This is a genomic window from Phaeobacter sp. QD34_24 (genome assembly GCF_028890115.1).
Classification (GTDB): domain Bacteria; phylum Pseudomonadota; class Alphaproteobacteria; order Rhodobacterales; family Rhodobacteraceae; genus Phycobacter.
The window spans coordinates 1-21,956 of the sequence record NZ_JARCJD010000026.1 but is presented as its reverse complement, the minus strand read 5'-3'; the positions used below and the strand labels follow the sequence as shown (position 1 = coordinate 21,956).

The window sequence follows — 21,956 nt, the reverse complement described above, 5'->3', positions numbered from 1 at the left end:
TTCCGGTTGTGTGCTTATAGGATCATGCGAGGTTCAGTTTGGCCAGCCCAACCGGCACTATTGCCTGCGACTTCAAAGGTCTGCCCAGCGGTATCTTCCCAGTTCGGGTAATCTTTAGGCAATTTCTGTCGCGCCGTTGTGACATAGAGGGTGGACATATCCGCCCCTCCGAAGGCTGGGCAAGATGTGTGCCCTGTGGGGAAATCAACCGCCTCCAAAAACTGGCCTTCGGGACTATAGCGCGCGACCCGTGCAGATCCCCATTGCGCGTTCCACAGGCAGCCTTCCGCATCCACCACGGCGCCGTCGGGCTTGTGCTCGAGGCTGAAGGCGGTGGCACGCAAATCGACAAAGACCTGTTTATCCCCTGCTGGCCAGCCGGTGGCTGGATCAATCGGTTGGCGCCAAATGATCCGGGTCTTAGTGTCAGCGTAATAGGCGCAGGCGCGGCTTTCATCAAAGCAGATGGCATTGGGCGTGCTCATCCGAGTCTCGATCACCCGCAGCTCGCCCCGCGCCCAGCGATAGAGCGTGCCTTGCTCGGCCTCTCCGGCTTTGCTCATGGTGCCCATCCAAAAACCGCCCCAGGGATCGGCGCGCCCGTCATTAGAGCGGGTCAGAAGATTGTTGGCTTCGATTTCGCAATGCATCGTCTCCTGGCTGGTTTCCAGATTAAACCGGCTGAGACCTGTTTCGCTGGCTATTAGCAGGTTGTCGTGATCGATCCAGGCAGCAGCGCTGACATGGCGGTCAAAGCTCCAGGTCAGCGCTTGATCCCCCTGCCGGGACAGGAGCTTGAAATTGACGATGTCAAACCAGAACAACTGCTGACGGGTTGGGTGCCACAAAAGACCTTCGCCCAAGGTGCATGGGCGGGAATCGAAGATTTGCGGTTCAGTGGCCATGGGACATATCTTTCAAGGGATCCTCAGCGGGGAATACCTGGTCGAAATCGACCCGGTCAAACACCCCAAGCTCTGATCTGCGCGATGCGTTCACAATCCGTATTCCCCGTTCGTTACAGATCTGTCTGGCGCGCGTGTATGACACTTCTAAAACATCAAGGTTCGGTTGGTGCCAGAGTTCCCCGGGAGTGCGGTAGCCCGGGTGAAAATGGTTCTGTTCTCCCGCGTGCCGATAGGTGTTGCCGTCTTTGGTGTCTGGCAATTGATAGCTGTGGTCCAAGCCGATCAGCACAATTTCCTGACACCCCATGAAGACCGCCATCTGAATCTGGCTATAAACAATTGTCGACCCCCATGAAATACCCTGAACGAGATCACTACTGAAGGCCGGGAACTCTGGATCCGATAGTGGGTCTGCAAAAGAGTGCGGCGGCAGAAAAGGCGCGAAGACCGTATCTGCGGCGTGGTACCCATAATCACGGGTATTGGCGGGAAACAATTTCAAACTGCCTTGCAACGCTTTAATTTCATGCCAGTTATTTTGCAAAACCAGATGATCTTCTACCGAATAATACGTGGGGCGCCAGGAGGTCTCCGGATAGGCGAGATAGATTTTGTTAGAGGCAAAGGTGACCTCTCCCTGCAGCCGGTCCAGGTCTGAGATCGTGAGGCTTGGACCATTGCCGACGATCACGGCACGACAGCCCTTGTGGCGATCCCGCAGCAAGCTCAGCGCCAGCCGATTGGCACGATCCCGATCCGCTTCAAGCCGGTCCATGTCCCAGAGCGGACCCAGGCGTTGCTCCAGATGATGCAATGCGTGATGGCTGTTCTGGGCCTGTCGGCGCAGCTGGCGGCTCAGAGCAAGCCTGCTACGAGCGAGCATAGGCGAGACCTCTGGTGACTGGGAAAACAAGTTGGGAAACAAGGTTCGCAACCGCCCTGTGCGCCTGAACGCGGACTGGGCGGCCCCCGCAATCTCAGGCGTATGGATCCAGGCCAGATAAGCCGACAGATCAAGGGATGGCCCTGAGGGGGGCAACCCATGGCAATAAATCTGATGCAGGTCGATCAGGGCCACAGGCCAGGGCAGAGCATTCGGCGCTTGAGACAGGGGAGGATCCCGCAGAAAGAAAGCGAGACCGAGACTACGGAGCACCATCTCTTCAAAGGTATCAAACCCCAGAACATCAATGTCAGCGGGCACAATAGCCAGATGGGTGATGCCCTTGTCTGAATGTGTACCGTAGGCCGCCTCATACAGCGCCTCGCGCTGCCAGCCACTGTCGGATTTCGCTTGGGGGGCGGGCAGAAGGAGGCAGTGGTCGCGCAACCGCAGCGGGGCATGGCGCTCCAAAACAGCGTTGAACCACGCGGTCAGGCGCTTTGTTTCTGCCTGAGGAGGCAGAACATAGGCAATGCGTGCGCTTGGGGTTGTCGGAAGGTCATTCGTGCCAAAGTAGATGTCAATCGTTCCTGCATCAGCTTCTGGAGACAGAAGCTCGGCAAGTAGACGCCCGCCTTTTTCCGCCAGCCCAGCAAGCTGCAGGGGGGGGCTGAACTGAGACCCTGGAGTAGGGCTGTCCAGGTCGGTAATTTCGCTTCGGTGCCCTTTGGCATCTTCATGCCAAAGGCGCAGCCGGGCACTGCCTTGGCTGACATATAATTCCAAACCCAGAGAAGTCAGGTTGCTGTTGGCCGCCCAATACTCAAGATCGAAAGTCGTAGCTGAAGCTGTGTCCTGCTGGGCGGGCAATGCGCGTGCACCCTGCAGGCGATAGGCAATGCCACGCCCGAAATATTCCGTCATTTAGAGGCCCAGATGCTCCCACAGATTTTTAAGCGTATTGTCATGTACATATTCAATGGCTTGCACGGTGCTATTTGCATTGTGACTGGAAAGAGAAACATTTTCAAAACTCAGTAAGGGGTGGTCGGGTGCTAGAGGTTCAACCTCAAACACATCCAGAGCGGCGGCTGCAACCTTGCCTGTGTTCAAAGCCGCAATGAGTGCGTTCTCATCCACCAGCCCACCACGGGCCACATTGCACAAGATCACACCATCACGCGCGCGCGCCAGCGTATCAGCATTGATCAGATGGTAGTTCTCCGCAGTCTGATTGCAGCACAGGCAGATCACATCGGCCTGCTCCAAAAGCGTCTCAAAAGACACCAGCGCCGCGCCATCGGGAGCAACATCCACGGTCTGAGCCATGAAGGGATCATTGGCAATGACCTCCATGCCGAGACCACGTGCCCGCTGACCGACGCCCTGACCGATGGCACCATAACCAACCACCCCCATGGTTTTCCCTGTCATGCCCGGGAAACGCCCCTTGGGCCATTCGCCCTGCCGGATCATCCGGTCGGTGCGGGCCAGTCGGCGGGTCGCCGACAGCAAAAGACCAATGGCATATTCGCTGACCGCATCACGGAAGGCGCCCGGCGAATTGCAGACCGGCACGCCCAGATCCTTGGCAGCCTTTAGGTCAATACTATCGATACCGGTGCCCCATTTAGAGATCACCTTGAGGCGCGGCAGGAAGGCTTTGAGCACGGTTTCTGTGATCTGATCATCACCGGCCAGCCAGCCATCCACTTGACCCGCAAACTCTAGGCACTGGGCCTCATCCATGAATTGGTTCACCTCGGGCCAGATCGGGGTGACACCGCGCTCGCGCAGGATCTGATCAAAGCGCTCGCGCTCATTAATCATCATAATGTTGGACACAAGAACTTTCATTAACTCGTTCCTCACGCGTCTTTATGTTTGGCCAACACGCTCAGTAGCGCTTCGGCAATGTCCAGATCTTCCTGGGTCTTGATCACATGACCCGAGATGGCGCCAACCGGATAGAAAGCAATCTTGCCGTTATAGGTACCGATCGAACCGCTCTCGACCGCTTCAATGTAGGATTTAGCGCGCCAGCCAGTAATCGACCAGGTTACCCGCTGTGTCGGTTTTAGATCCTGAGAATTGGTCTTCTCGGCAAAGGTGAAATTAACCGGTTGGTCTTCATAGGCCACTTCGATCTGATCTTCGATGCACGACAGCATTACATCCGCATCCGAAGCGATAAATGCCTGCGTGAAGGACTTCACTTCCTCTGCGGTCAGGAGTGGGGCAATGGAATGCACCTGGATCAGAAGATCGCAATCGACGTTCTTCAGGAAGTCATAAACGAATTGTTCCGAGGTGGCGACTGAATTGCCGAGTTCTTCAGGGCGTTGATAGAACTTGACGCCGTATTGATCTGCGAACCGGCCGAATTCAGCGTTTTCCGAGTTGATATAGATTTCATCGAACAGGTGTGACGTCTGGCATTTCTCGATCGCGTGGGTGATCAGGGGCTGGCCTGCGAGCGGCGCGAGATTCTTTTTCTTCAAACGTTGGCTACCCATGCGGGCGGGGATCATGGCAACGGTTTTCATCGGCGTATCCTTACGAGTAGTCGGCGCGCTGTCAGCGGGACGCGCGTGAAAAAAGCGATGCGGTGTGGGCAAACAGGTCTTGAGGCGCGCAGAGGCTTAGCTGGTCCTGATCCATCGGGCGCGGTGTGTCACTCGGGACGTAGCTACCATAGGTCAGACCAGCTTCTTGAGCGACCAGCGCACCGGCCAAATCGTCCCAGCCCTTGGCTTCGCGACTTGCGACCAGGCTGACACGGCCAGCAGCGGCATAACACAGATGCAGCGCCTGACTGCCGAAATTGCGCAGTTTGAAGCCGGTGAGAAGCTCGACCAACGCCTCCGGAGCACGGTTGGCCATATCCTTCAGCAAGCCTGATGAGATCACGGCAAGGCGCGCCTTATGGCTGCGGCGTATAAGAGGCGCGCGATTGAGGCGGGCGCCACGCCCAGCTTCTGCGGAATAAAGATCGCCCTGTGGGACATCGTAGACCGCCGAAAGTACAGGTCGGCCCGACATCAAAAGCACCACGGCAACACTATAAGCAGGCAGCTGGGCCACGAAGTTCACCGTGCCGTCAAGTGGATCGACCAGCCAGACCGGCGCGCCACCTTTATAGGCAGCATAGCCTTCTTCGCCCACCACAACGGACCCGGGCAGCAGGGTTGGCAGCTCCTGTTTCAAGCGCATTTGCATGGCCAGATCCACCGACGTTACCAGATCCAGACCATCATCGCCCTTGTCGTGAATGTCGACCTTTTGCGCAAAAACCTCCTGCACCAGGCGGGGCAGGAGGTTACAAAGCGCATCATGAAGAGCGGCGCTCATATCAGAACTTGCGCCCCTCGATCAGGCTTGCATCCATATTGGTCATGCGCAGGTATTGGGTCAGGATGTGGATGAAGGCCATATGAATGTCCTCTACCACCCCATAGTTCTGCGCATTCACATGAACATTCACATCAGCCAGATCCTTGGAACGACCGCCGGAGAAGCCGGTGAAGGAAATCGATTTCAGTCCGGTTTTCTTGGCCACCTCCAGTGCCCGCACCACGTTCTGGCTGTCACCGGAAGAGCTGACGGTCCAAACTAGATCGCCAGGCCGTGCCATGGACTGCAGCTGATAGGCAAAGACCTCATCATAGGAGATGTCATTGGCCAAGGCAGAGTTCATTTCGGTATGCGCCGACAGGGACATGAAGCGCGGCGCAAGATCAGTATCCGTGCGCACGCATTTCAGAAAGTCGCAGAGCGAGTGGTTGGCAATGCCGGCGGAGCCGCCGTTGCCACAGATATAGATGAAATTGCCTGCCGCGATGGTTTCGCTCAGCAGAGCAGCAACCTTGTCCAGCGCGCTCAGGTCGCTCACCTGGGTCGCATGGGCTAGGGTTGCGAAATAGTCTCCGGCAAAGCTTTCGCAGCTGTCATAAGAGGCGATTGGGAAAAACTCGGTCATTTGGCAAACCTTTGCAGTGGCCTAAGTGTGTCTAGGAAAGCGCCGCCCCGGGGTCACGTCTCGAGAACGAAGCGCATGACACCGGATTTCAAGCTACGCTGCAGCAGGATCTGCAGATCGCGCAGGCGGTTCTTATCGGCTTCGCGGAAGAAGCTGGACCAGAAGGGAATAGTGCTGGTTTCAGCGCTTTTGAAATAGCGGTCAAGGATCACCGCATCGAGGCGACCGGGAGTGGAGACCTCGATTACGCGCAAGCCGAGGCGAGTGGTCAGATCCTCAAAACCTTTGACGGAAAACATCGTTAACCGATCCAATGGCACGAAACTCGGAGAGTCTGCTCCGAGGATCTCATACTCAAGCCCGTCGGCACAGGAACTGGCGACAAAGATCACTGTACCCGACGGTAGCACCTCTTTCAGGGCCACAAGCAGCGCTTCGGGGTTGGCGACACGATCCAATTCCGCAGGCATCAAGATCGCAGTTGGTGCCGCACGGGTGATTGCCGCGCGCAGACCTGCAAAATCGTTGCTGTCGGGTTCCAGAAGCAAGAACTCCCAGGCCCGGTTGTGGCTCAACCGATCGGTGGCCTCCGGCCAAGCAAGGGCTTGCGAGGCAAAGCGGATATCCATTACCCGGTCCAGCTTGCGCACCAGCCGCGCCTCGGTGAGACTAATCCAGTTCAGAAGTGAGGTGAACTCGAATTCGCGATCGCCCCGGTCACCCTGCGCCTCGGTGAGGGCAATTTGGTCAAGCCGCAGGCGGTCGAGTGTGGCCTGTTGCGGACTCCGCGCAGCATATATGGAATTGCAACTCGCACAGCGGCGAAACTCCATCAAAGCCTGCGAGAAGATTGGGTTCTTGTCACTGCTCTGGCCGCAGGCGGGGCAAGCCTTACGCTCGGTCCAGGAACAGGATGCATCCAGCATCAGTGCTCCGAGAGCTTGATTGCGGCGTAGCCGGTACTCAGCGGGCTTCTGGCCGGCCACAACCTCAATATCGGGCAGATGGTCGAGGAAAACTGGGGTATGCATGTTCTTATCCCGTTGCCGCCTGCGGGGTCTTCTGACGCGCGGCGTTCCACTCCGGATCGGCTGCATAGATCGCCTCGACCAATTCCATCACATCCAGCGCCTGTTGAGAGGTACCACATTTAAGCGGGACCCCCGCCACAACAGCAGCGTGAAATTCTGCAATTTCCTTATCCCAGGATCTGTCCTCGGTAAAGCGCAGTTCCTGTTGTTCGGGGTTCGGGATTGGGCTTCCTGTGGCGTCATGCCGGTTGAGGGCCACGGTAAGCACTTCGGTACCATAGCTGCCGGAAGCCGAGAGAATCCCGTCTACTGAGATGAAACCGTTGCGTAGATAAAGCTCCAGTCGGAAGGTGTGCTGCCATTGAGTAGCAGAAGAATGCACCGAGGCGACGATGCCATCGTCGTTCTTCATCAACGCAAAGGCATTGTCCTCGACGGGCACATCTGTCCAGAATTTGCGCTGAACGTAGCTCTGCACATCGGTGAAGCGGCCAGCAAACATCTGAAACAGATCAAGCATATGAATGCCCTGATCAATTAGTATGCCGCCACCGGAAAGCTCGGGGTCATTGCGCCAGTTCTGGGAGTAGTTGGGTCCCCCCGCTTTGCCATAAACGCCGCGCATGAAGTAGAGATCTCCCATGGTACCAGCGTCGATGAGTTTCTTGGCCTCTTCGATCGCATCATGGACACGATGATTAAAGCCGAACTTCAAAACCAGATTTGCATCTGCGGCACGCGCGGCCTCTTCCGCAGCTATCATCCGACGCACATCGCCAGAGTTTCGGCCGGGTGGTTTTTCGGAAAAAACGTGCTTCCCCCGTTCCAAAGCGGTGCAAACCACATCTGGGATCATCATGTTCGGTACACTGCAGACAATAACGTCGGGGTCGTAATCATAAACCGCCATCGGATCGGTCACCATTGCAATGCTGGCTTCAGAATCAAGCGCGGTATCACAGGCAACTACAACCTCAAATCCTCCGTGACGATCCATGGCCTCGTGGCGGATACGACCCATTTTTCCGTATCCAATGATGGCAGCGCGTAGTGTCATACTTGTCTTTGTTCTCTGTTTCGGAGGGTAGGGTTCAATCGATACTTAACTATTTCGATCACTAAGCGGACACAGCTTAGTTGCGCAAGTTTTGATGCGCAAGCCGTAACCCCCTCAGCTGTGTCGCCAGTGGTTGCCGACTTGACGCATACCTCTCTTCAGATAACAACCTCTAGGACAAAGAACGTCTTTAGAGACATCATGTAACAGATATTCGGACGGAAAGATGATTGAGGACGCCAGTGTACATCTTGTGGAAGCGCTGAACAGCGCGCGTGCAGCAGGGCAAGAGGCTGCAATTGCCTTGTCCGATCTTCCCGCAACGCCAGAACAAGCCTATGCCGTGAGCCGCTCTCAGATCCGGGATGCCGGGGCCTGGAAGATTGGTGGAGCAAACCCATGGTCACGCAAAATTTTTAATAACCAGGAGATTTTCTTTGGTCCCTTGCATGAACAGGAGCTCGTTTCAGACACCGATACTTTATCCTTGCAAGGCCTGCTCGCACCTCTTGCCGAGCCGGAAGTCATGTTGGAGATCGCGGATTGGAACGCGACCACGCCTATCGCGCGGTTCAGCCGAATGGCGCTTGGCTTTGAAATCCCAGCAACAGTGCTTCCGTCGGATCTGAAACCAGAACTCATGGGGCAGATCGCGGACAGGGCCGGGGCCGGAGCTCTATGGCTGACAGGCATCCGGGCCTTTGATTTAGCCTGCTTTGAGCATCCTCTTCTAGTGGAGATGCTCTTGAATGGACAGGATCCTATTACCGGCAGCACAGAAAATGTGATCTCGGGACCACTTGGCGCTGCGGCGGAATTTATGTCGTTGGCGCTGCGCTATGACATGCCATTGGCATCCGGACAGTGGATTGCCACCGGGGGCTTGTGTCCCGCTGTTCCCGTCCGGCCCGGAGATCACCTAGCATTGCGTAGTACGTGGGGAGAAATCACGCTGCAGCTGGACTAGGTAGTGGGGGCATAAATTCTTTGGCTGATGCGAGCACGACGGCTGAGAAGAATGTGACAGCGAGCTTTTCGAAGTGCGTGGAGATGCGGTGAAAGTATTTGAAATTATTGAAGTATCGCTCCACTAGGGGTAGATTTCGGCTGAGTGCAGAATGACACCCTAAGGCTCCCGCCCCCCCTGCTTTTTCCCCGGTCTTGAGCCCTGTGGCCGCCTGCGTTGTGGCTATGAGCGTGGTGCGTCCGTTTGGTGGCCGTGAAGGTGGCAAGAAATAGAGGTGATTACTTCACAACTTTGCCCCGACTTGCCGCCGCCAACGGTATTCGCCGGTGAGCAGGATGTGGGCCCATCCGAGCGGGGAGATATGCGCGAGCAGAGCGGGATCGCAATTCAACCCGGTCCGCTGCCGCGCGGCGACGGCCTGACCGAGATACTTGGTGTTCCAGTAGATGATGATGGCGGCGAGCAGGTTGAGACCGGCCATGCGGTAGTGCTGCCCCTCGGCGGTACGGTCACGGATTTCGCCTTGGCGACCGATGCGCAGGGCGTTTTTCAGGGCGTGATGGGCCTCGCCCTTATTCAGGCCAATCTGGGCCCGCCGCTGCATGTCGGCGTCGAGGAGCCATTCGATAACAAAGAGAGTGCGCTCGACGCGGCCGATTTCACGGAGCGCCAGGGCCAGCTCGTGCTGGCGCGGATAGGCGGCGAACTTCTTGAGCAACTGACTGGGCGGCATGACGCCTGTCACCATGGTGGCGGCAGACCGAAGCACGCCGGGCCAGTTCTGGACGACAAGGCCCTCGCGGATCTTGCCACCGATCAGGCTGCGCAATTCGTTTGGCGCTGACGCCGGGTCGAAGAGGTAGAGCCGTCTGGATGGCAGGTCGCGGATACGCGGGATGAACCGAAAGCCGAGCAGCGAGGTCACGGCAAAGACGTGATCGGTGAACCCGCCGGTGTCGGCATACTGCTCTGTGATCTTCCGCCCGGCCTCGTTCATCAGCAATCCGTCCAGGATATAGGGCGCTTCGCTTACGGTGGCCGGAATGTTCTGGGTGGCGAAGGGGCCGAACTGGTCGGAGACATGGGTGTAGGCCTTGAGGCCCGGCTCAGAGCCGTATTTCGCGTTGATGAGGTTCATGGCTTCGCCCTGCCGGGCGGCGGGGAAGAATTGTCCGTCGCTTGAGGCGGTCACGCCACCGCCCCAAAACCTGGCCATGGGCAGGCGGGATTGCGCCTCGATCACCATTGAGAGGGCCTGATTGATGGCGTCGCTCTCCACATGCCATCGCGACAGACGGGAGAGCTGGAAGTAATCATGGGTGTTGGTCGCCTCGGCCATCTTGCTGAGCCCGAGGTTCAAACCCTCAGCCAGCAACACCGTCAGCATGCCGATCTGGTCCTTGCAGGGCGCGCCGGTTTGCGCACTGATGAAGGTTTCCGTGAAGCCGATATCCGCATCGACCTCCTGCATCAACTCGGTGATCCGTATGGCGGGCAGCCGGTCGTAGAGGTCGAGCACCAGCTCGTCCGCTTCTTCGGGCACCGCAGCGGTCAGGCGGTCGAGTTTCAGGATGCCGTTCTCGATCGACCCGCCGGGAATGGCCCCGGCACGCGCCGCTTTGGCCAGCCGCGCCAGGCCGTCGGTCATGCGCGCCTTGCGGTCGGCAAGCCAAGCTTCCGGATCAAGCGGCACGGCCAATCTTGGCATATCCTTCACCGCCTCGGCGGGAACCAGAGCCAGTTTCAGATCGCTGTAGCGCCGGGAATGAGGCACCCAGATATCGCCGGAGCGGAACGCATCCCGCAGGTGGAACAACACCGCCACTTCCCAGAGCCGGTGGCCATCTTCCTCCTGGGCGTTCAGATGGCGATGCCATTTCGAGCCGCGCCGCAGGAAGCCAACCGGTCGTTTCTCGGGTCTCTCATCGTCCGCGATCAGCGTGCTGGCCTGCAGCAAGGGTGCAGTGACGCCCGCCGCCTGGATATCCAACGCGCGCAGCATGCGCGGAGCATAGCGCCGGAACCGGTGATAGCCTTGGCCAACATGGGCCAAGGGGTCAGCGGCCATCGTATCGGTCAACTCGGCGGCGGTGGCAACCAACCCTTCAAGCCGTTCCCACCCGCAGGCCAGCTCCGTGGCTTGCTCCAAGGGCGCGCCATCGCTTCTGGCGTCGAGCAAGGCGGCACCAAGGGATTTGAAGGTGCGCAGGGTGTCCTGCACCGCCGTCTTTGCGTCAGCGATCTTGGCATCGCAGAGCTTCTTGGCGCCCTGCCATGTCTTGCCCACGATCCGGTCATGGGTCTCGATCACCGCATCGGCAAGCGCCGCACGCCATGCGACCGCGCAGACCGCGAGGATGGCCAGGCGGCGATCACTGCTGATGTCGCGCAGACCATCGGCAAAATAGCGTTCCCCCTGACGTTGCAGGCGGGTCACCCGATGGGGTGGAATGCCCGCCAGGATGTCAGGCGACAGTTTCATCTCCTGCAGGAATTCCAGCCGCTCGAGGAGGCGGGTGGCATCGGCCGAGTTCTGTCCCACCTCGAACTGGCGCAACCAGACGAACCGGCTGACCTTGCCTTCGACCATCTCCGTAAGCAGGGCATCAAGGCGAGCTTTCAGGGGCTCATCCAGCCGGGCCACGATGGCACTGTCGATCCGGCGTTCCGCCGCGACAAGCGCATCCGCGCAGAGACGCTCGATGACGGATACACCTGGCAGGATGGTCTTGGTCCGGCGGCACTCGTCGACAAACCGGCGGGCCAAATGATGGTTGCTGGTCGCGTTCTCCGCCTCGCCCGCCAGCCAGGCCTTCAGCTCGCGTGCGCGGTGACCGGAGAACATCCTGAAGCCGTAGACCTGACGGAGGTCATGGAGATGTTGCTGACGGGTCTGACGCCGAGCGGCGTAGGGAAGGATCTCATCAAAGGTCATGCCCAATTGGGCCCCGATAAACCGGACGACCGACTCAGGGATCACCTCGCGAGACGATAGCAGGCGACCCGGATGTCGCAGCGCGCATAGCTGTAGCGCGTACCCGAACCGGTTCTCTGAACGCCTGCGCACATTGATGTGCTCAAGGTCGTCATCCGACAGCGTGTAGTGATAGAGGATGCTGGCTTCGTCTGTCGGAAGGTCGAACAGCGCCACGCGTTGCCGCGCGGTCAGGATGGTGCGGTGCGCCATAGTTCTTTTGCTTTCTATAGGGTGTTTGTGTATCTTTGATTTCGACACATATTAAGATTTACTTGGGTCCGGAAATGCAAGGCCACGACAAACAGCATCGCAAACGACCGTATGAGATAGCCTCATGCTGATAGGATATGCCCGAGTCTCGAAAGCCGACGGCAGCCAATCCCTCGATCTACAGCGAGACGCGCTCATCGAAGCGGGCGTAGCGGCAGATGGCATCTACGAAGATCAGGCCTCCGGTAAGCGCGACACCAGGCCAGGCCTCGATGCGTGCCTCAAGGCTCTGCGCAAAGGCGATGTCCTGGTCGTCTGGAAGCTCGACCGCCTCGGCCGTGATCTCAAACACCTCGTTACAATCGTGCAGGAACTGACCGATCGCGAGATCGGCCTCCGCGTCCTGACTGGGCAAGGGGCGCAGATCGACACCACCACCGCTGCAGGGCGGTTGATATTCGGCATCTTTGCAGCTCTGGCAGAATTTGAACGGGAACTAATCCGGGAGCGCACCGTCGTCGGCCTCAAAGCGGCCCGGGCCCGAGGGCGAAAAGGGGGGCGTAAATTTGCGCTGACCAAAGCCCAAGTGCGTCTTGCGCAGGCGGCTATGTCGAACCGTGACACCTCAGTCGCGCAGCTCGCCAAGGAGCTCGGCGTCAAACCTGTCACCATTTACCGATACGTTGGCCCTAACGGGGAGCTCCGAGAGAACGGAAAACGCGTCCTGGCCGCTTAGGGTGTCATTCTGCACTCAGCCGGAATCGACCCCTGTTCTGCGTGAGCAGTTGCTGAGGAAACAGCTTTGTCTGGTTTCTAAAGTCAGCTTAAGTGTGTCGGTTATGCCGAATGAAAAGCCATGTGATCAATGGCATCCTCTGTGATCATCGCCTAATATGCGGCCAATCCCCCAAGGGGAGAAGATATGGAAATATTGCAGGCCGTTTCTGTCTGCACGGGTTTGGTAAGGACAACATATGAAAAAGGCGCTGATCACCGGGGTGACGGGTCAGGACGGTTCCTATCTGGCGGAATTCCTGCTGGAGAAGGGCTATGAGGTGCATGGCATCAAGCGCCGGGCCTCGCTGTTCAATACCCAGCGGGTGGATCACATCTACCAGGATCCGCATGTGGATCACGCCAAGTTCAAGCTGCATTATGGCGATCTGACCGATACCTCGAACCTGACGCGGATCATCCAGGAGGTTGAGCCGGACGAGGTCTATAACCTGGGCGCCCAGTCCCATGTGGCGGTCTCCTTCGAAAGCCCGGAATATACCGCGGATGTGGATGCCATGGGCACCCTGCGCCTGCTCGAGGCGATCCGTTTCTTGGGGCTTGAGAAGAAGACCCGCTTCTACCAGGCCTCCACCTCGGAACTTTATGGCTTGGTGCAGGAGACCCCGCAGAAGGAGACGACGCCGTTTTACCCGCGCTCGCCTTACGCGGTGGCCAAGCTTTATTCCTACTGGATCACGGTCAATTACCGCGAGGCCTATGGCATGTATGCCTGCAACGGCATCCTGTTCAACCACGAGAGCCCGCGCCGGGGCGAGACCTTCGTCACCCGCAAGATCACCCGCGGCCTGGCCAATATCGCGCAAGGGCTGGAGCCCTGCCTTTACATGGGCAATATCGATGCGCTGCGCGACTGGGGCCATGCCAAGGATTACGTGCGCATGCAGTGGATGATGCTGCAGCAGGACATGGCGGAAGATTTCGTCATCGCCACCGGCGTGCAGTATTCGGTGCGTGAATTCATCACCTGGTCTGCCCGTGAGCTGGGCATTGAGCTGGAGTTCTCCGGGGAAGGCGTCGATGAGATCGCCACCGTGGCCGCCATCGAAGGCGACAAGGCGCCGGCGCTGAAGGTGGGCGATGTGATCCTGCGTATCGATCCGCGCTATTTCCGCCCCGCCGAGGTGGAGACCCTGCTGGGCGACCCCGCCAAGGCCAAGGAAAAGCTGGGCTGGGTGCCGGAGATCACCACCCAGGAGATGTGCGCCGAAATGGTGGCCGAGGATCTGAAGACCGCCCGCCGCCACGCATTGCTGAAAGAACACGGCATGGATCTGCCGGTCAGCGTGGAAGGGTAACCCCGTGGTGAAGATCTATGTTGCAGGCCATCGCGGCATGGTCGGGGGGGCGATCCTGCGCCAGCTGGAGGCCCGCAAGGCCGCAGGCGAAGACCTGACCCTGATCACCCGGACCTCCTCCGAACTGGACCTGACCGACCAGGCGGCGGTGCGGGCGTTTTTTGCAGAGGAACAGCCCGATCAGGTGATCCTGGCGGCGGCCAAGGTGGGCGGCATCATTGCCAACAACAGCTACCCCGGCCAGTTCATCTATGAAAACCTGATGATCGAATGCAACGTGATCCATCAGGCCTATGCGGCGGGCGTCAGGAAGCTGTTGCAGCTGGGCTCCTCCTGCATCTACCCCAAGGAAGCGGCGCAGCCGATGCGCGAGGATGCGCTTTTGACCGGCACGCTGGAGCCGACCAACGAACCCTATGCCGTGGCCAAGATCGCGGGCATCAAGCTCTGCGAAAGCTACAATCGGCAATATGGCGTCGATTACCGCTCGGTGATGCCGACCAACCTTTATGGGCCCGGTGACAATTTCCACCCCGAGAACTCCCATGTGCTGCCGGCGCTGATCCGTCGCTTCCACGAGGCGGCGCGGGACGGTCTGGAAGAGGTCACGATCTGGGGCTCGGGCAAGCCGATGCGGGAATTCCTGCACGTGGACGACATGGCGGCGGCCTCGCTTTTTGTGATGGATCTGGACGATGCGACCTACCAGCGCGAGACCGAGCCGATGCTGAGCCATATCAACGTGGGCTCGGGCACGGATGTGACCATCCTGGAGCTGGCGCAGATGGTGGCCGAGGTCACCGGGTTCGAGGGTAAGATCTCCACCGATCCCAGCAAGCCCGATGGTACGATGCGCAAGCTTATGGATGTCTCCCGCCTGGCCCGCCTGGGCTGGACGGCCAGCATCCCGCTCAAAGAGGGCATCGCGGAAACCTATGCCTGGTTCCTGGAGCAGGGGCTGGAAAACCTGCGGATGAAATGAACTCGGAAGGTGTTGCCATGATTACTCCCATTCTGCTCTGCGGTGGTTCAGGCACGCGGCTGTGGCCCCTGTCGCGCAAGAGCTACCCCAAGCAGTTCGTGCCCCTGGTGGGGGAGGAGACCCTGTTTCAGGCCTCGGCGCAGCGGCTGTCCGGGGCGGGCTACGCAGCACCCATGGTGCTGACCAACTCCGATTTCCGCTTCATCGTCACCGAACAGCTGTCGGGGGCGGGCATCGATCCCGGCGCCATCCTGATCGAACCGGCCGGGCGCAATACCGCGCCGGCGGTGCTGGCGGCGGCGCTTTATCTTGAGAAGACCGACCCCGAGGCGTTGATGCTGGTGGCGCCTTCGGATCACGTGGTGCCCGATGCGCCCGCCTTTCGCGCTGCCGTCGAGGCCGGGCAGGCGGCGGCCCTTGCGGGCCAGATCGTCACCTTCGGCATCAAGCCCACCCATGCGGAAACCGGCTATGGCTATCTCGAACTGGACGGCGATCCGGGTGACTTCACCCCGCGGGCCATCGGTCTCAAGCGGTTCGTAGAAAAACCCGACGCGCAGACCGCCGAAGCGATGCTGGCCTCGGGCCAGTTCCTGTGGAATGCCGGGATCTTCCTGTTCTCGGTGAAGACCATCCTTGAGGCCTTTGCGACCCATGCGCCGGAACTTCTGGCGCCGGTCACTGCGTCGATCACCGATGGGGCGCCGGATCTCGGCTTCTTCCGGCTTGATCCTGTCGCCTGGGAGGGCTGCCCGGATATCTCGATCGACTATGCTGTGATGGAGAAGGCCGATAACCTGACCGTGGTGCCCTTTGCGGCTGGCTGGTCCGATCTTGGCGGCTGGGACGCGGTCTGGCGTGAGACGAAACCGGATGAAAACGGCGTTGTCACCTCCGGGCCTGCTACCGCGATCGACTGCGCGAACAGCCTCATTCGCTCCGAGGATGCGGGGCTCGAGGTGGTCGGTATCGGCCTTAAGGACGTGATCACCGTGGCCATGCCCGATGCGGTTCTGGTGGCAGATGCCTCCCGCGCGCAGGACGTGAAACAGGCGGTTGCGGTGCTGAAGGCAAAATCGGCGAAACAGGCAACCGAATTCCCGATGGATCACCGCCCCTGGGGCTGGTTCGAAAGCCTGGTGGTGGGCGATCGCTTCCAGGTGAAGCGCATCCATGTGCACCCCGGTGCGGCGCTGTCCCTGCAATCGCATCACCACCGGTCGGAGCATTGGATCGTGGTCGAGGGCACGGCCAAGGTCACCGTCGATGACGAGGTGAAACTGGTGACCGAGAACCAGTCGGTCTATATCCCCTTGGGCGCGGTGCACCGGATGGAAAACCCCGGCAAGGTGCCGATGGTGCTGATCGAGGTGCAGACCGGCAGCTACTTGGGCGAAGATGACATCATCCGCTACGAGGATGTCTATGCCCGCGGTCAGGGCACCAAGGGATAAGGCACCAAGGGATAAGGCGTCACAGCAGCAGCCATTCCTCGACCTCGGAAGACACCTCCCGCATCTTGATCCAGCTTGCGGCGATGGCGATGACCTGTTGCAGGGCCATGCCGGTGCCGATGTCCTTTCTGGGGAGCTGGGCAATGACCGGCTGGCGGGCGGCAAAGGGCAGGATCAGCTTTATGGCGGCGGCGGCAGCGATGTGCTGCTGGGGTTGAAGGGTAAGGACCGGCTGTTTGGCGGCGCCGGGGCGGATGTCTTTGCCCGCGGGCATGGCGCCGATCGGATCCTGGATTTCACCCCCGGCGAGGATCTGATCGATCTTTCCGGGATCTTTGGACGGGGCATGGGATTTGAGGATCTGGAGATCTCCCGCAGCGCGGCGGGCACCCGCATCGATACCGGCGCGGGCCGGGTGCTGCTGGAGGATCTGCGCCCGGCAGAGCTTGATGCCGATGACTTCCTGTTCTGAGCCTGCTCTGCCTTGCAGTTGCCAAAAACAATACCGCCCGGCCGGGGCCGGGCGGTGGTCATTGTGTCTGCGCTGCTCGGCAGGGATCAGAACAGGAAGTCGTCGGCGCTCAGGTCGCTGATGTCGCGGTTCAGCAGGGTCATGCTGTTGCCGTTGTCATCTTCGATGATCACGTTGCCCCGGGATTCGCGCATGTGGTTGTTGCTGAGGTCGCTGAAGCTGGTGATCCCCGCGGCATTGCTGAGCTGGATCACATCGGCGCCGCCAAAGCCCCTCACCCGGTCGGCGCCTTCCGAGAAAATGAAGGTATCGCCGCCGGCCTGACCGACCAGCAGGTCGTTGCCCGCGCCGCCATCCAGGGTGTCGCTGCCCTTGCCGCCGATCAGCTTGTCCCGGCCCTCGTCGCCCAGCAGCGTGTCATTGCCACCGGCCCCTTTCAGGACGTCATTGCCGCCGCGCCCTTCCAGGCGGTTGTCGGCACCGTTGCCGGTCAGCTTGTCGTTGCCGTCGCGCGAGCCGCGCACGTATTCGATGCCGCGGATATCGTGGGTGAAGCTCTCGCCGCGCCAGGTGCCGCTGGCCTCGCCACGACCAAGGTGCACTTCGACCGCATCGACGCCGGAGCGGTCATAGCGCAGACGGTCAAACCCGCCCTTGCCGTCCAGCGTGTCATCGCCGGCCATCAGGATGAAGCTTTCGTTCCGGCCCGATCCGATCACCCTGTCGTCATGCATGCTGGTGCGCAATTCGGTGATCTGCCCGTTTCCGGAGATCCGGTCCGCGCCACCCATCCCGTCATCGGTGATGCGGCCACGGCCGAGGTTGGCCACCACGCCGCTGCTGGAGCTGCTGTAATCCAGCCGCACCGCGCCGTCGCTGTCGCCGATGACGAAGCGGTCATTGCCACCGAGACCCTGCAGCTGCATCCAGCCGCCATCGGCGGAGGTGACGCGGAAGACATCGTTGTGAGTGGTGCCGACCACGCCCAGGCCACCGATATCTGCGCCCGCCAGGATCGGGTTGCGCACATCCATCAGCCGGGTGCTGCCATTGCTACCCTTGTCGATCACCCCGGTGTTGGCATTGCCATTGATCGTGATGGTGACGCCCGCATCAAGGTCCGAGTGATCCAGATGCACATAGCCGCGCTCCAGATCCGAGAAGATCACCCGGTCATTGCCGCTGCCGGGCTGGATGTAGTCGGAATCCCCATTATCCACCGGGTTGATGGTGTCGTTGCCGACCCCGCCGATCAGCTCGTCATTGCCACCCGTGCCGATGATCAGGTCGTTCTCGCTCGAGGAGGTGAAGAAGCTGCTGAGCGGGATATCCTGCCCGGGCGCCAGATCGCCCCGTGCCGGACCGACCGACTCGATGCTGCCGTCAAAGGCCTCCCACTGGGCCGCGGTGGTGATATTGGGCAGGGGATCGCCATCGAGCACGAAGATCGCATCGGCATCCACATTTCTGTAGCCGTCGACCTCGGCATCGTAAAAGGTCAGGACGAGCACCGTGGTGGTGCGGGTCGTGCCGCCATCCGTCCAGCGCACCCGCAGGATCGCGGTTTCGTCATCGTCCAGAGGCTCGCCCTCGATATAGGCGAGAGCACCTTCGACCGTGACATCGGCAAGGGGTTGATCGGGTTCGTCGGGGTTGGCGGAATTCGTATAGCTGAGGGTGGTGGTGCCCTCGGGCACATAGGCTGAAAGCTCGATACCGGTTTCGACGCCCCTGATGACGTCTTCTTGTCCCTGGCGGTTGCTGCGCAAGACGGCAAAGCCGGTGATATTATAGGTGGTCATAGAAAGATCCCTCCACTGCTCATCAAGAGCGGCCGTTTCCGGCAGATGGTTAATGCGTCGGATCTTTAGTGTTCACCATTTTTGGGATTGGGCAAGTCAGGTTTCTGTCCCCCCCCGGGTGAAAACCGGGGGGGACAGCAAGGATTTCAATCAGAACAAGAAATCATTGGCGGCCAGATCGCTCACCGTGAGATCTTCCAGCAGCATCGTATTGCCGCCGAGGTCGCTGATGCGCACGCCGCCGCTGACATCGGTGGCGTGGTTGGCGATCAGGTCGCTGAAGTCGGTGATCGCGGCCACATCGCTGAGATCCACCACCTCACCGCGCTGGCCGGTGTTGAAGTCACGCACGGTGTCATTGCCGGTGCCGAAGATGAAGGTATCGGCACCACGACCGCCAAGCAGCCTGTCGTTACCGGCGCCACCGTCCAGGTCATCGTTGCCATTGCCGCCGGACAGGTTGTCGTTGCCACCATCGCCGAATAGGACGTCGCCGCCGCTGCCGCCGTTGATCCGGTCCTTGCCGCTGCCGCCCTCGATGAGGTCGCCGCCGCCATTGCCATAGAGCTTGTCGTTGCCGCTCTCGCCCTCGATCATGTCGTCACCGCGGTTGCCACGGATCACATCGCGACCGCCACCGCCCAGGAGCTCGTTATCGGCATTGTTGCCGGTGATCCGGTCCCGGCCGCTGCCGCCCCAGGCGTTTTCGATATAGTTGATGACCTCGCCACCTTCGCGCACGGCGGCGGCAACGGCGATATTGTCCGTTTCCTCGCCGATGGTGGAATAGCGGCCCGGGCGCAGGTCGATGAAGCTTCTGGTGCTCAGGTCCGAGGCATCGATCAGGTCGCTGCCGCCGGCATCCCAGATGGTCAGGTGGACATCGCGGTAATTGCCATCCTGGCCCCGCACCTGCATGCCAAGGTCATTGTCGGCATTGGTGGCATATTGATATTCCAGCGCACCGTTCTCGCCGCCGCCATCGCCGAAATAGACCGTGTCGGTGGTGCGGGTGGTGGTGTTGGCGCCGTAAAGCTCCTGCAGCGCCTGGATGTCCCAGACCATCGGGGTCAGCGAGAAGGACTGGTCGATCAGGCTTTCGTCCGCTTCCGACGGATGTGCCGCATAGGACATCACCGTGTATTGGGCGTTGGTATCCGGGTCGTTGGGACGCTCATTGGGGTGACGCAGGCCCAGGGCATGGCCCAGTTCATGCAGATAGGTGTTCCAGCTGGTGTGACCGTAGATCGGTCCGACGCCGGGAATGTATTGGTCGGTATTGGCGTTGTTGATCCACATGTCGCCCGCGCGCGAGGGGCGGTCGCCCAGGTGGTCGGGGTTGGGGAAATCGGCAACAAAGCCATAAAGCCCGGTATCTTCGAAGCCGGTGGAGCCGAAGGCGATATCGCCGACGATGGCACCGTTTCTGACCTCGAACACCCACAGCCCTTCGACACCGGTGTTGCCGGTGATGTTTTCCAGGTTGGTGATATCGCTTTCGATGCCCGATTGCGGCAGCTCGAAGAAGTCGGCGCCGTTACCGGGCGAATAGCCGGCCCGGGCCGGGGTGCCGCCAAGCCCGGTTTCGGGATCGCCACCCGAGGCGGTGCCGGCCGACCAGTTGATGTCCTCGTAGCGGAAGACGATGTCGAAATCGCCCTCGCCGCGGTCAAACAGCTGCATCTGGAACGAGTTGCTGGGCTCGGCGTGATGGCTATAGAAGCCGACGTTTTCCCAGGTGATGGTGACCACATCGGCCTCGGCGTCCACATCCACGTAGATCGGCTCGCCGGCGCGGGTGTCCACATCGGCCCAGAAGGCGGCGATCAACGGGATGGTGCCGGCCGAGATCCCCGAGGGGGTATATTGCGACAGCCCGGTGCCGAAGGTGATGTTGCCATTGGTGTTCACGTAGATCTGGCTGGCATCGTAATCGACGCCAAAGAAGTTCAGCCCCTCTTCAAAGACCGCCGACATGTCCACCAGCGAATAGCCATCGTCATTGACGGGCAGGGCGTCGCCGCCCGCTGCCACCAGGGTGCCGTCGCCGGTGACCGGGGTGCCGTGATCGCTGTCGGTGCCGCCGCGGGCGATGGTGCCGGGCTGCAGGTTGACATTGGCCACCTCGTTCCAGGCCTCGATGGCCAGGGAGGTCATGGCCCGCTGTTCCACGGTCATGGAGAAGTCATTGGTAAAGGGAACGATCTCCCCGCCGATGTTCCAGGAATCCTTGATGCCGTCGCCATCGGTGTCCAGGCGGCGGTAATATTTGGGCATGTCGGTGCCCAGGAACGAATAGGTGATGACGTCACTGCCGTCATGCCAGCCTTCGGTGTCGCTTACCAAGAGTGATCTGTAATCATCAAAAGCCATGGTCGGCATCCTTTCAGTCAAATGGAACAGGCGATGGCCACAGCGACACAAGGTCGTTGCCGATGCAGCATCGGAAGTAGCGCGGGGTTTTGAAGGCGCCTATGGCGTCTTCAACATCGTTGCGACGCACGGACTCTCCGGCGGCGCAGCGGGTAAACAGGGGGCGAATGGCCTCGATTGCCGCGGTTGCATCGCGGCAGGAGACCTTTGCCTTGCAGATCACCGAGGCCTGATCGTGCAGCAACTGACAGCCGTTGACCTGCGCCGAAAAGGCCTGCGCCGAAGACCCGGCCACAGGCAGCAGAACGGCCAGAGCCGTGCGGATCAGAATCGAATGGAAAGAAGCCGTGAACACGGTGCATTCCCTTTCTGTCTTTGCGTGCTGCATCCTGCGTGGAATCAATTGCGCCTTTCGGCACCCCCCAGGGTCAAAAATGGTTTGATTTGGACAAGTGGTCTTTGACTTTAATCAAAGTCTAAGCGTCTGGGAGAGATTCCACCAAGGGGAAATTTTCTTTCCCGCGCCGCGCGGTAACCTCCCCGCAGAGCGCTTGCTTCCGCAGGACCGGATCCGGTCCTGCGGAACTTTGCCCTGCTTGAAACGGCCCTGTTATTGGGGTAGCGGCGCGCAGGGTTTTCCGGCACGTGCCCAAGAGGGCTGGTCGGCACCCCCCTGTTTCAATCTTCTTCGATCTTCTTCAATCGGCTCCGAACAGATCTCTTGTGAAGACCTTGTCGGCGACATCGCGGATCTCGTCACTCATCCGG

The 21,956-nt window shown here is 59.9% G+C and carries 18 protein-coding genes; 6 read left to right on the top strand and 12 right to left on the bottom strand.

Translation table 11 applies throughout. From position 1 onward, the window contains the following. Positions 1-14: 14 nt before the first annotated feature. Genes PXK07_RS16910 through PXK07_RS16875 form a run of 8 tightly spaced genes read right to left on the bottom strand, consistent with a single transcriptional unit; the run spans position 15 to position 7,858 of the window. Positions 15-905, bottom strand: a complete 891-nt coding sequence (locus tag PXK07_RS16910; protein WP_274849529.1) for an SMP-30/gluconolactonase/LRE family protein — start codon at positions 903-905, stop codon at positions 15-17. Continuing rightward, positions 895-2,715, bottom strand: a complete 1,821-nt coding sequence (locus PXK07_RS16905; protein WP_274849528.1) for a hypothetical protein — start codon at positions 2,713-2,715, stop codon at positions 895-897. The genes PXK07_RS16910 and PXK07_RS16905 overlap by 11 nt, the downstream gene beginning before the upstream one ends. Beyond that, positions 2,716-3,648 carry a phosphoglycerate dehydrogenase gene (locus tag PXK07_RS16900; RefSeq protein ID WP_274849527.1) on the bottom strand — a complete coding sequence of 311 codons (933 nt, stop codon included), beginning with the start codon at positions 3,646-3,648 and terminating at the stop codon, positions 2,716-2,718. Positions 3,649-3,659: 11 nt separating this feature from the next. Beyond that, the gene (locus tag PXK07_RS16895; protein ID WP_274849526.1) at positions 3,660-4,337 is read right to left on the bottom strand and encodes an acylneuraminate cytidylyltransferase family protein; all 678 of its coding nucleotides are present in this window, start codon (positions 4,335-4,337) and stop codon (positions 3,660-3,662) included. Between the two features lie 31 nt (positions 4,338-4,368). Further along, positions 4,369-5,142 (bottom strand): inositol monophosphatase family protein, encoded by a 774-nt coding sequence (locus PXK07_RS16890; protein WP_274849525.1) that lies wholly within the window; start codon positions 5,140-5,142, stop codon positions 4,369-4,371. Between the two features lies 1 nt (position 5,143). Next, positions 5,144-5,770, bottom strand: coding sequence for an SIS domain-containing protein (locus PXK07_RS16885; protein ID WP_274849524.1), 627 nt, complete (start codon positions 5,768-5,770; stop codon positions 5,144-5,146). 53 nt (positions 5,771-5,823) lie between these two features. After that, positions 5,824-6,801: a hypothetical protein gene (locus PXK07_RS16880; protein WP_274849523.1), complete on the bottom strand. Its 978-nt coding sequence runs from the start codon at positions 6,799-6,801 to the stop codon at positions 5,824-5,826. A gap of 4 nt (positions 6,802-6,805) precedes the next feature. Further along, the gene (locus PXK07_RS16875) at positions 6,806-7,858 is read right to left on the bottom strand and encodes a Gfo/Idh/MocA family protein (RefSeq protein ID WP_274849522.1); all 1,053 of its coding nucleotides are present in this window, start codon (positions 7,856-7,858) and stop codon (positions 6,806-6,808) included. A 226-nt stretch (positions 7,859-8,084) separates the two neighbouring features. Here PXK07_RS16875 and PXK07_RS16870 point away from each other — a divergent pair, with 226 nt between their 5' ends. Next, positions 8,085-8,825 (top strand): hypothetical protein, encoded by a 741-nt coding sequence (locus tag PXK07_RS16870; RefSeq protein WP_274849521.1) that lies wholly within the window; start codon positions 8,085-8,087, stop codon positions 8,823-8,825. 283 nt (positions 8,826-9,108) lie between these two features. On the opposite strand, the gene PXK07_RS16865 is transcribed toward PXK07_RS16870, so the two are convergent. Next, positions 9,109-12,012: a Tn3 family transposase gene (locus PXK07_RS16865; RefSeq protein WP_274849520.1), complete on the bottom strand. Its 2,904-nt coding sequence runs from the start codon at positions 12,010-12,012 to the stop codon at positions 9,109-9,111. 124 nt (positions 12,013-12,136) lie between these two features. On the opposite strand from PXK07_RS16865, the gene PXK07_RS16860 reads away from it, so the two are divergent. From PXK07_RS16860 to PXK07_RS16840, 5 genes are all read left to right on the top strand, one after another. Next, positions 12,137-12,748, top strand: coding sequence for a recombinase family protein (locus PXK07_RS16860; protein WP_274849519.1), 612 nt, complete (start codon positions 12,137-12,139; stop codon positions 12,746-12,748). Positions 12,749-12,986: 238 nt separating this feature from the next. Beyond that, a complete protein-coding gene (gene gmd, locus PXK07_RS16855; RefSeq protein WP_274849518.1) occupies positions 12,987-14,105 on the top strand; it encodes a GDP-mannose 4,6-dehydratase in 1,119 nt (372 codons plus the stop codon). Positions 14,106-14,109: 4 nt separating this feature from the next. Next, positions 14,110-15,087 (top strand): GDP-L-fucose synthase, encoded by a 978-nt coding sequence (gene fcl, locus PXK07_RS16850; RefSeq protein ID WP_274849517.1) that lies wholly within the window; start codon positions 14,110-14,112, stop codon positions 15,085-15,087. Positions 15,088-15,104: 17 nt separating this feature from the next. Further along, complete coding sequence (locus PXK07_RS16845) at positions 15,105-16,541, top strand: mannose-1-phosphate guanylyltransferase/mannose-6-phosphate isomerase (RefSeq protein ID WP_274849516.1); 1,437 nt, start codon at positions 15,105-15,107, stop codon at positions 16,539-16,541. A 97-nt stretch (positions 16,542-16,638) separates the two neighbouring features. Further along, positions 16,639-17,013, top strand: coding sequence for a hypothetical protein (locus PXK07_RS16840; protein ID WP_274849515.1), 375 nt, complete (start codon positions 16,639-16,641; stop codon positions 17,011-17,013). A gap of 86 nt (positions 17,014-17,099) precedes the next feature. On the opposite strand, the gene PXK07_RS16835 is transcribed toward PXK07_RS16840, so the two are convergent. From PXK07_RS16835 to PXK07_RS16825, 3 genes are all read right to left on the bottom strand, one after another. Next, entirely contained in the window at positions 17,100-18,815 is a 1,716-nt protein-coding gene (locus PXK07_RS16835; protein WP_274849514.1) for a calcium-binding protein, read from the bottom strand. Positions 18,816-18,965: 150 nt separating this feature from the next. After that, positions 18,966-21,188 carry a nidogen-like domain-containing protein gene (locus PXK07_RS16830; RefSeq protein WP_274849513.1) on the bottom strand — a complete coding sequence of 741 codons (2,223 nt, stop codon included), beginning with the start codon at positions 21,186-21,188 and terminating at the stop codon, positions 18,966-18,968. 13 nt (positions 21,189-21,201) lie between these two features. After that, positions 21,202-21,543, bottom strand: coding sequence for a hypothetical protein (locus PXK07_RS16825; RefSeq protein WP_274849512.1), 342 nt, complete (start codon positions 21,541-21,543; stop codon positions 21,202-21,204). Positions 21,544-21,956: the final 413 nt, after the last annotated feature.

What these genes read in the sequence shown, in the direction of transcription:
- PXK07_RS16895 (WP_274849526.1), bottom strand. Translation starts at nt 4,337, where the DNA reads ATGAAAACCGTTGCCATGATCCCCGCCCGCATGGGTAGCCAACGTTTG.
- PXK07_RS16875 (WP_274849522.1), bottom strand. Translation starts at nt 7,858, where the DNA reads ATGACACTACGCGCTGCCATCATTGGATACGGAAAAATGGGTCGTATC.
- PXK07_RS16865 (WP_274849520.1), bottom strand. Translation starts at nt 12,012, where the DNA reads ATGGCGCACCGCACCATCCTGACCGCGCGGCAACGCGTGGCGCTGTTC.
- PXK07_RS16830 (WP_274849513.1), bottom strand. Translation starts at nt 21,188, where the DNA reads ATGGCTTTTGATGATTACAGATCACTCTTGGTAAGCGACACCGAAGGC.
- PXK07_RS16900 (WP_274849527.1), bottom strand. Translation starts at nt 3,648, where the DNA reads ATGAAAGTTCTTGTGTCCAACATTATGATGATTAATGAGCGCGAGCGC.
- PXK07_RS16890 (WP_274849525.1), bottom strand. Translation starts at nt 5,142, where the DNA reads ATGAGCGCCGCTCTTCATGATGCGCTTTGTAACCTCCTGCCCCGCCTG.
- PXK07_RS16860 (WP_274849519.1), top strand. Translation starts at nt 12,137, where the DNA reads ATGCTGATAGGATATGCCCGAGTCTCGAAAGCCGACGGCAGCCAATCC.
- PXK07_RS16885 (WP_274849524.1), bottom strand. Translation starts at nt 5,770, where the DNA reads ATGACCGAGTTTTTCCCAATCGCCTCTTATGACAGCTGCGAAAGCTTT.
- PXK07_RS16880 (WP_274849523.1), bottom strand. Translation starts at nt 6,801, where the DNA reads ATGCATACCCCAGTTTTCCTCGACCATCTGCCCGATATTGAGGTTGTG.
- PXK07_RS16910 (WP_274849529.1), bottom strand. Translation starts at nt 905, where the DNA reads ATGGCCACTGAACCGCAAATCTTCGATTCCCGCCCATGCACCTTGGGC.
- PXK07_RS16835 (WP_274849514.1), bottom strand. Translation starts at nt 18,815, where the DNA reads ATGACCACCTATAATATCACCGGCTTTGCCGTCTTGCGCAGCAACCGC.
- PXK07_RS16845 (WP_274849516.1), top strand. Translation starts at nt 15,105, where the DNA reads ATGATTACTCCCATTCTGCTCTGCGGTGGTTCAGGCACGCGGCTGTGG.
- PXK07_RS16905 (WP_274849528.1), bottom strand. Translation starts at nt 2,715, where the DNA reads ATGACGGAATATTTCGGGCGTGGCATTGCCTATCGCCTGCAGGGTGCA.
- gmd (WP_274849518.1), top strand. Translation starts at nt 12,987, where the DNA reads ATGAAAAAGGCGCTGATCACCGGGGTGACGGGTCAGGACGGTTCCTAT.
- PXK07_RS16870 (WP_274849521.1), top strand. Translation starts at nt 8,085, where the DNA reads ATGATTGAGGACGCCAGTGTACATCTTGTGGAAGCGCTGAACAGCGCG.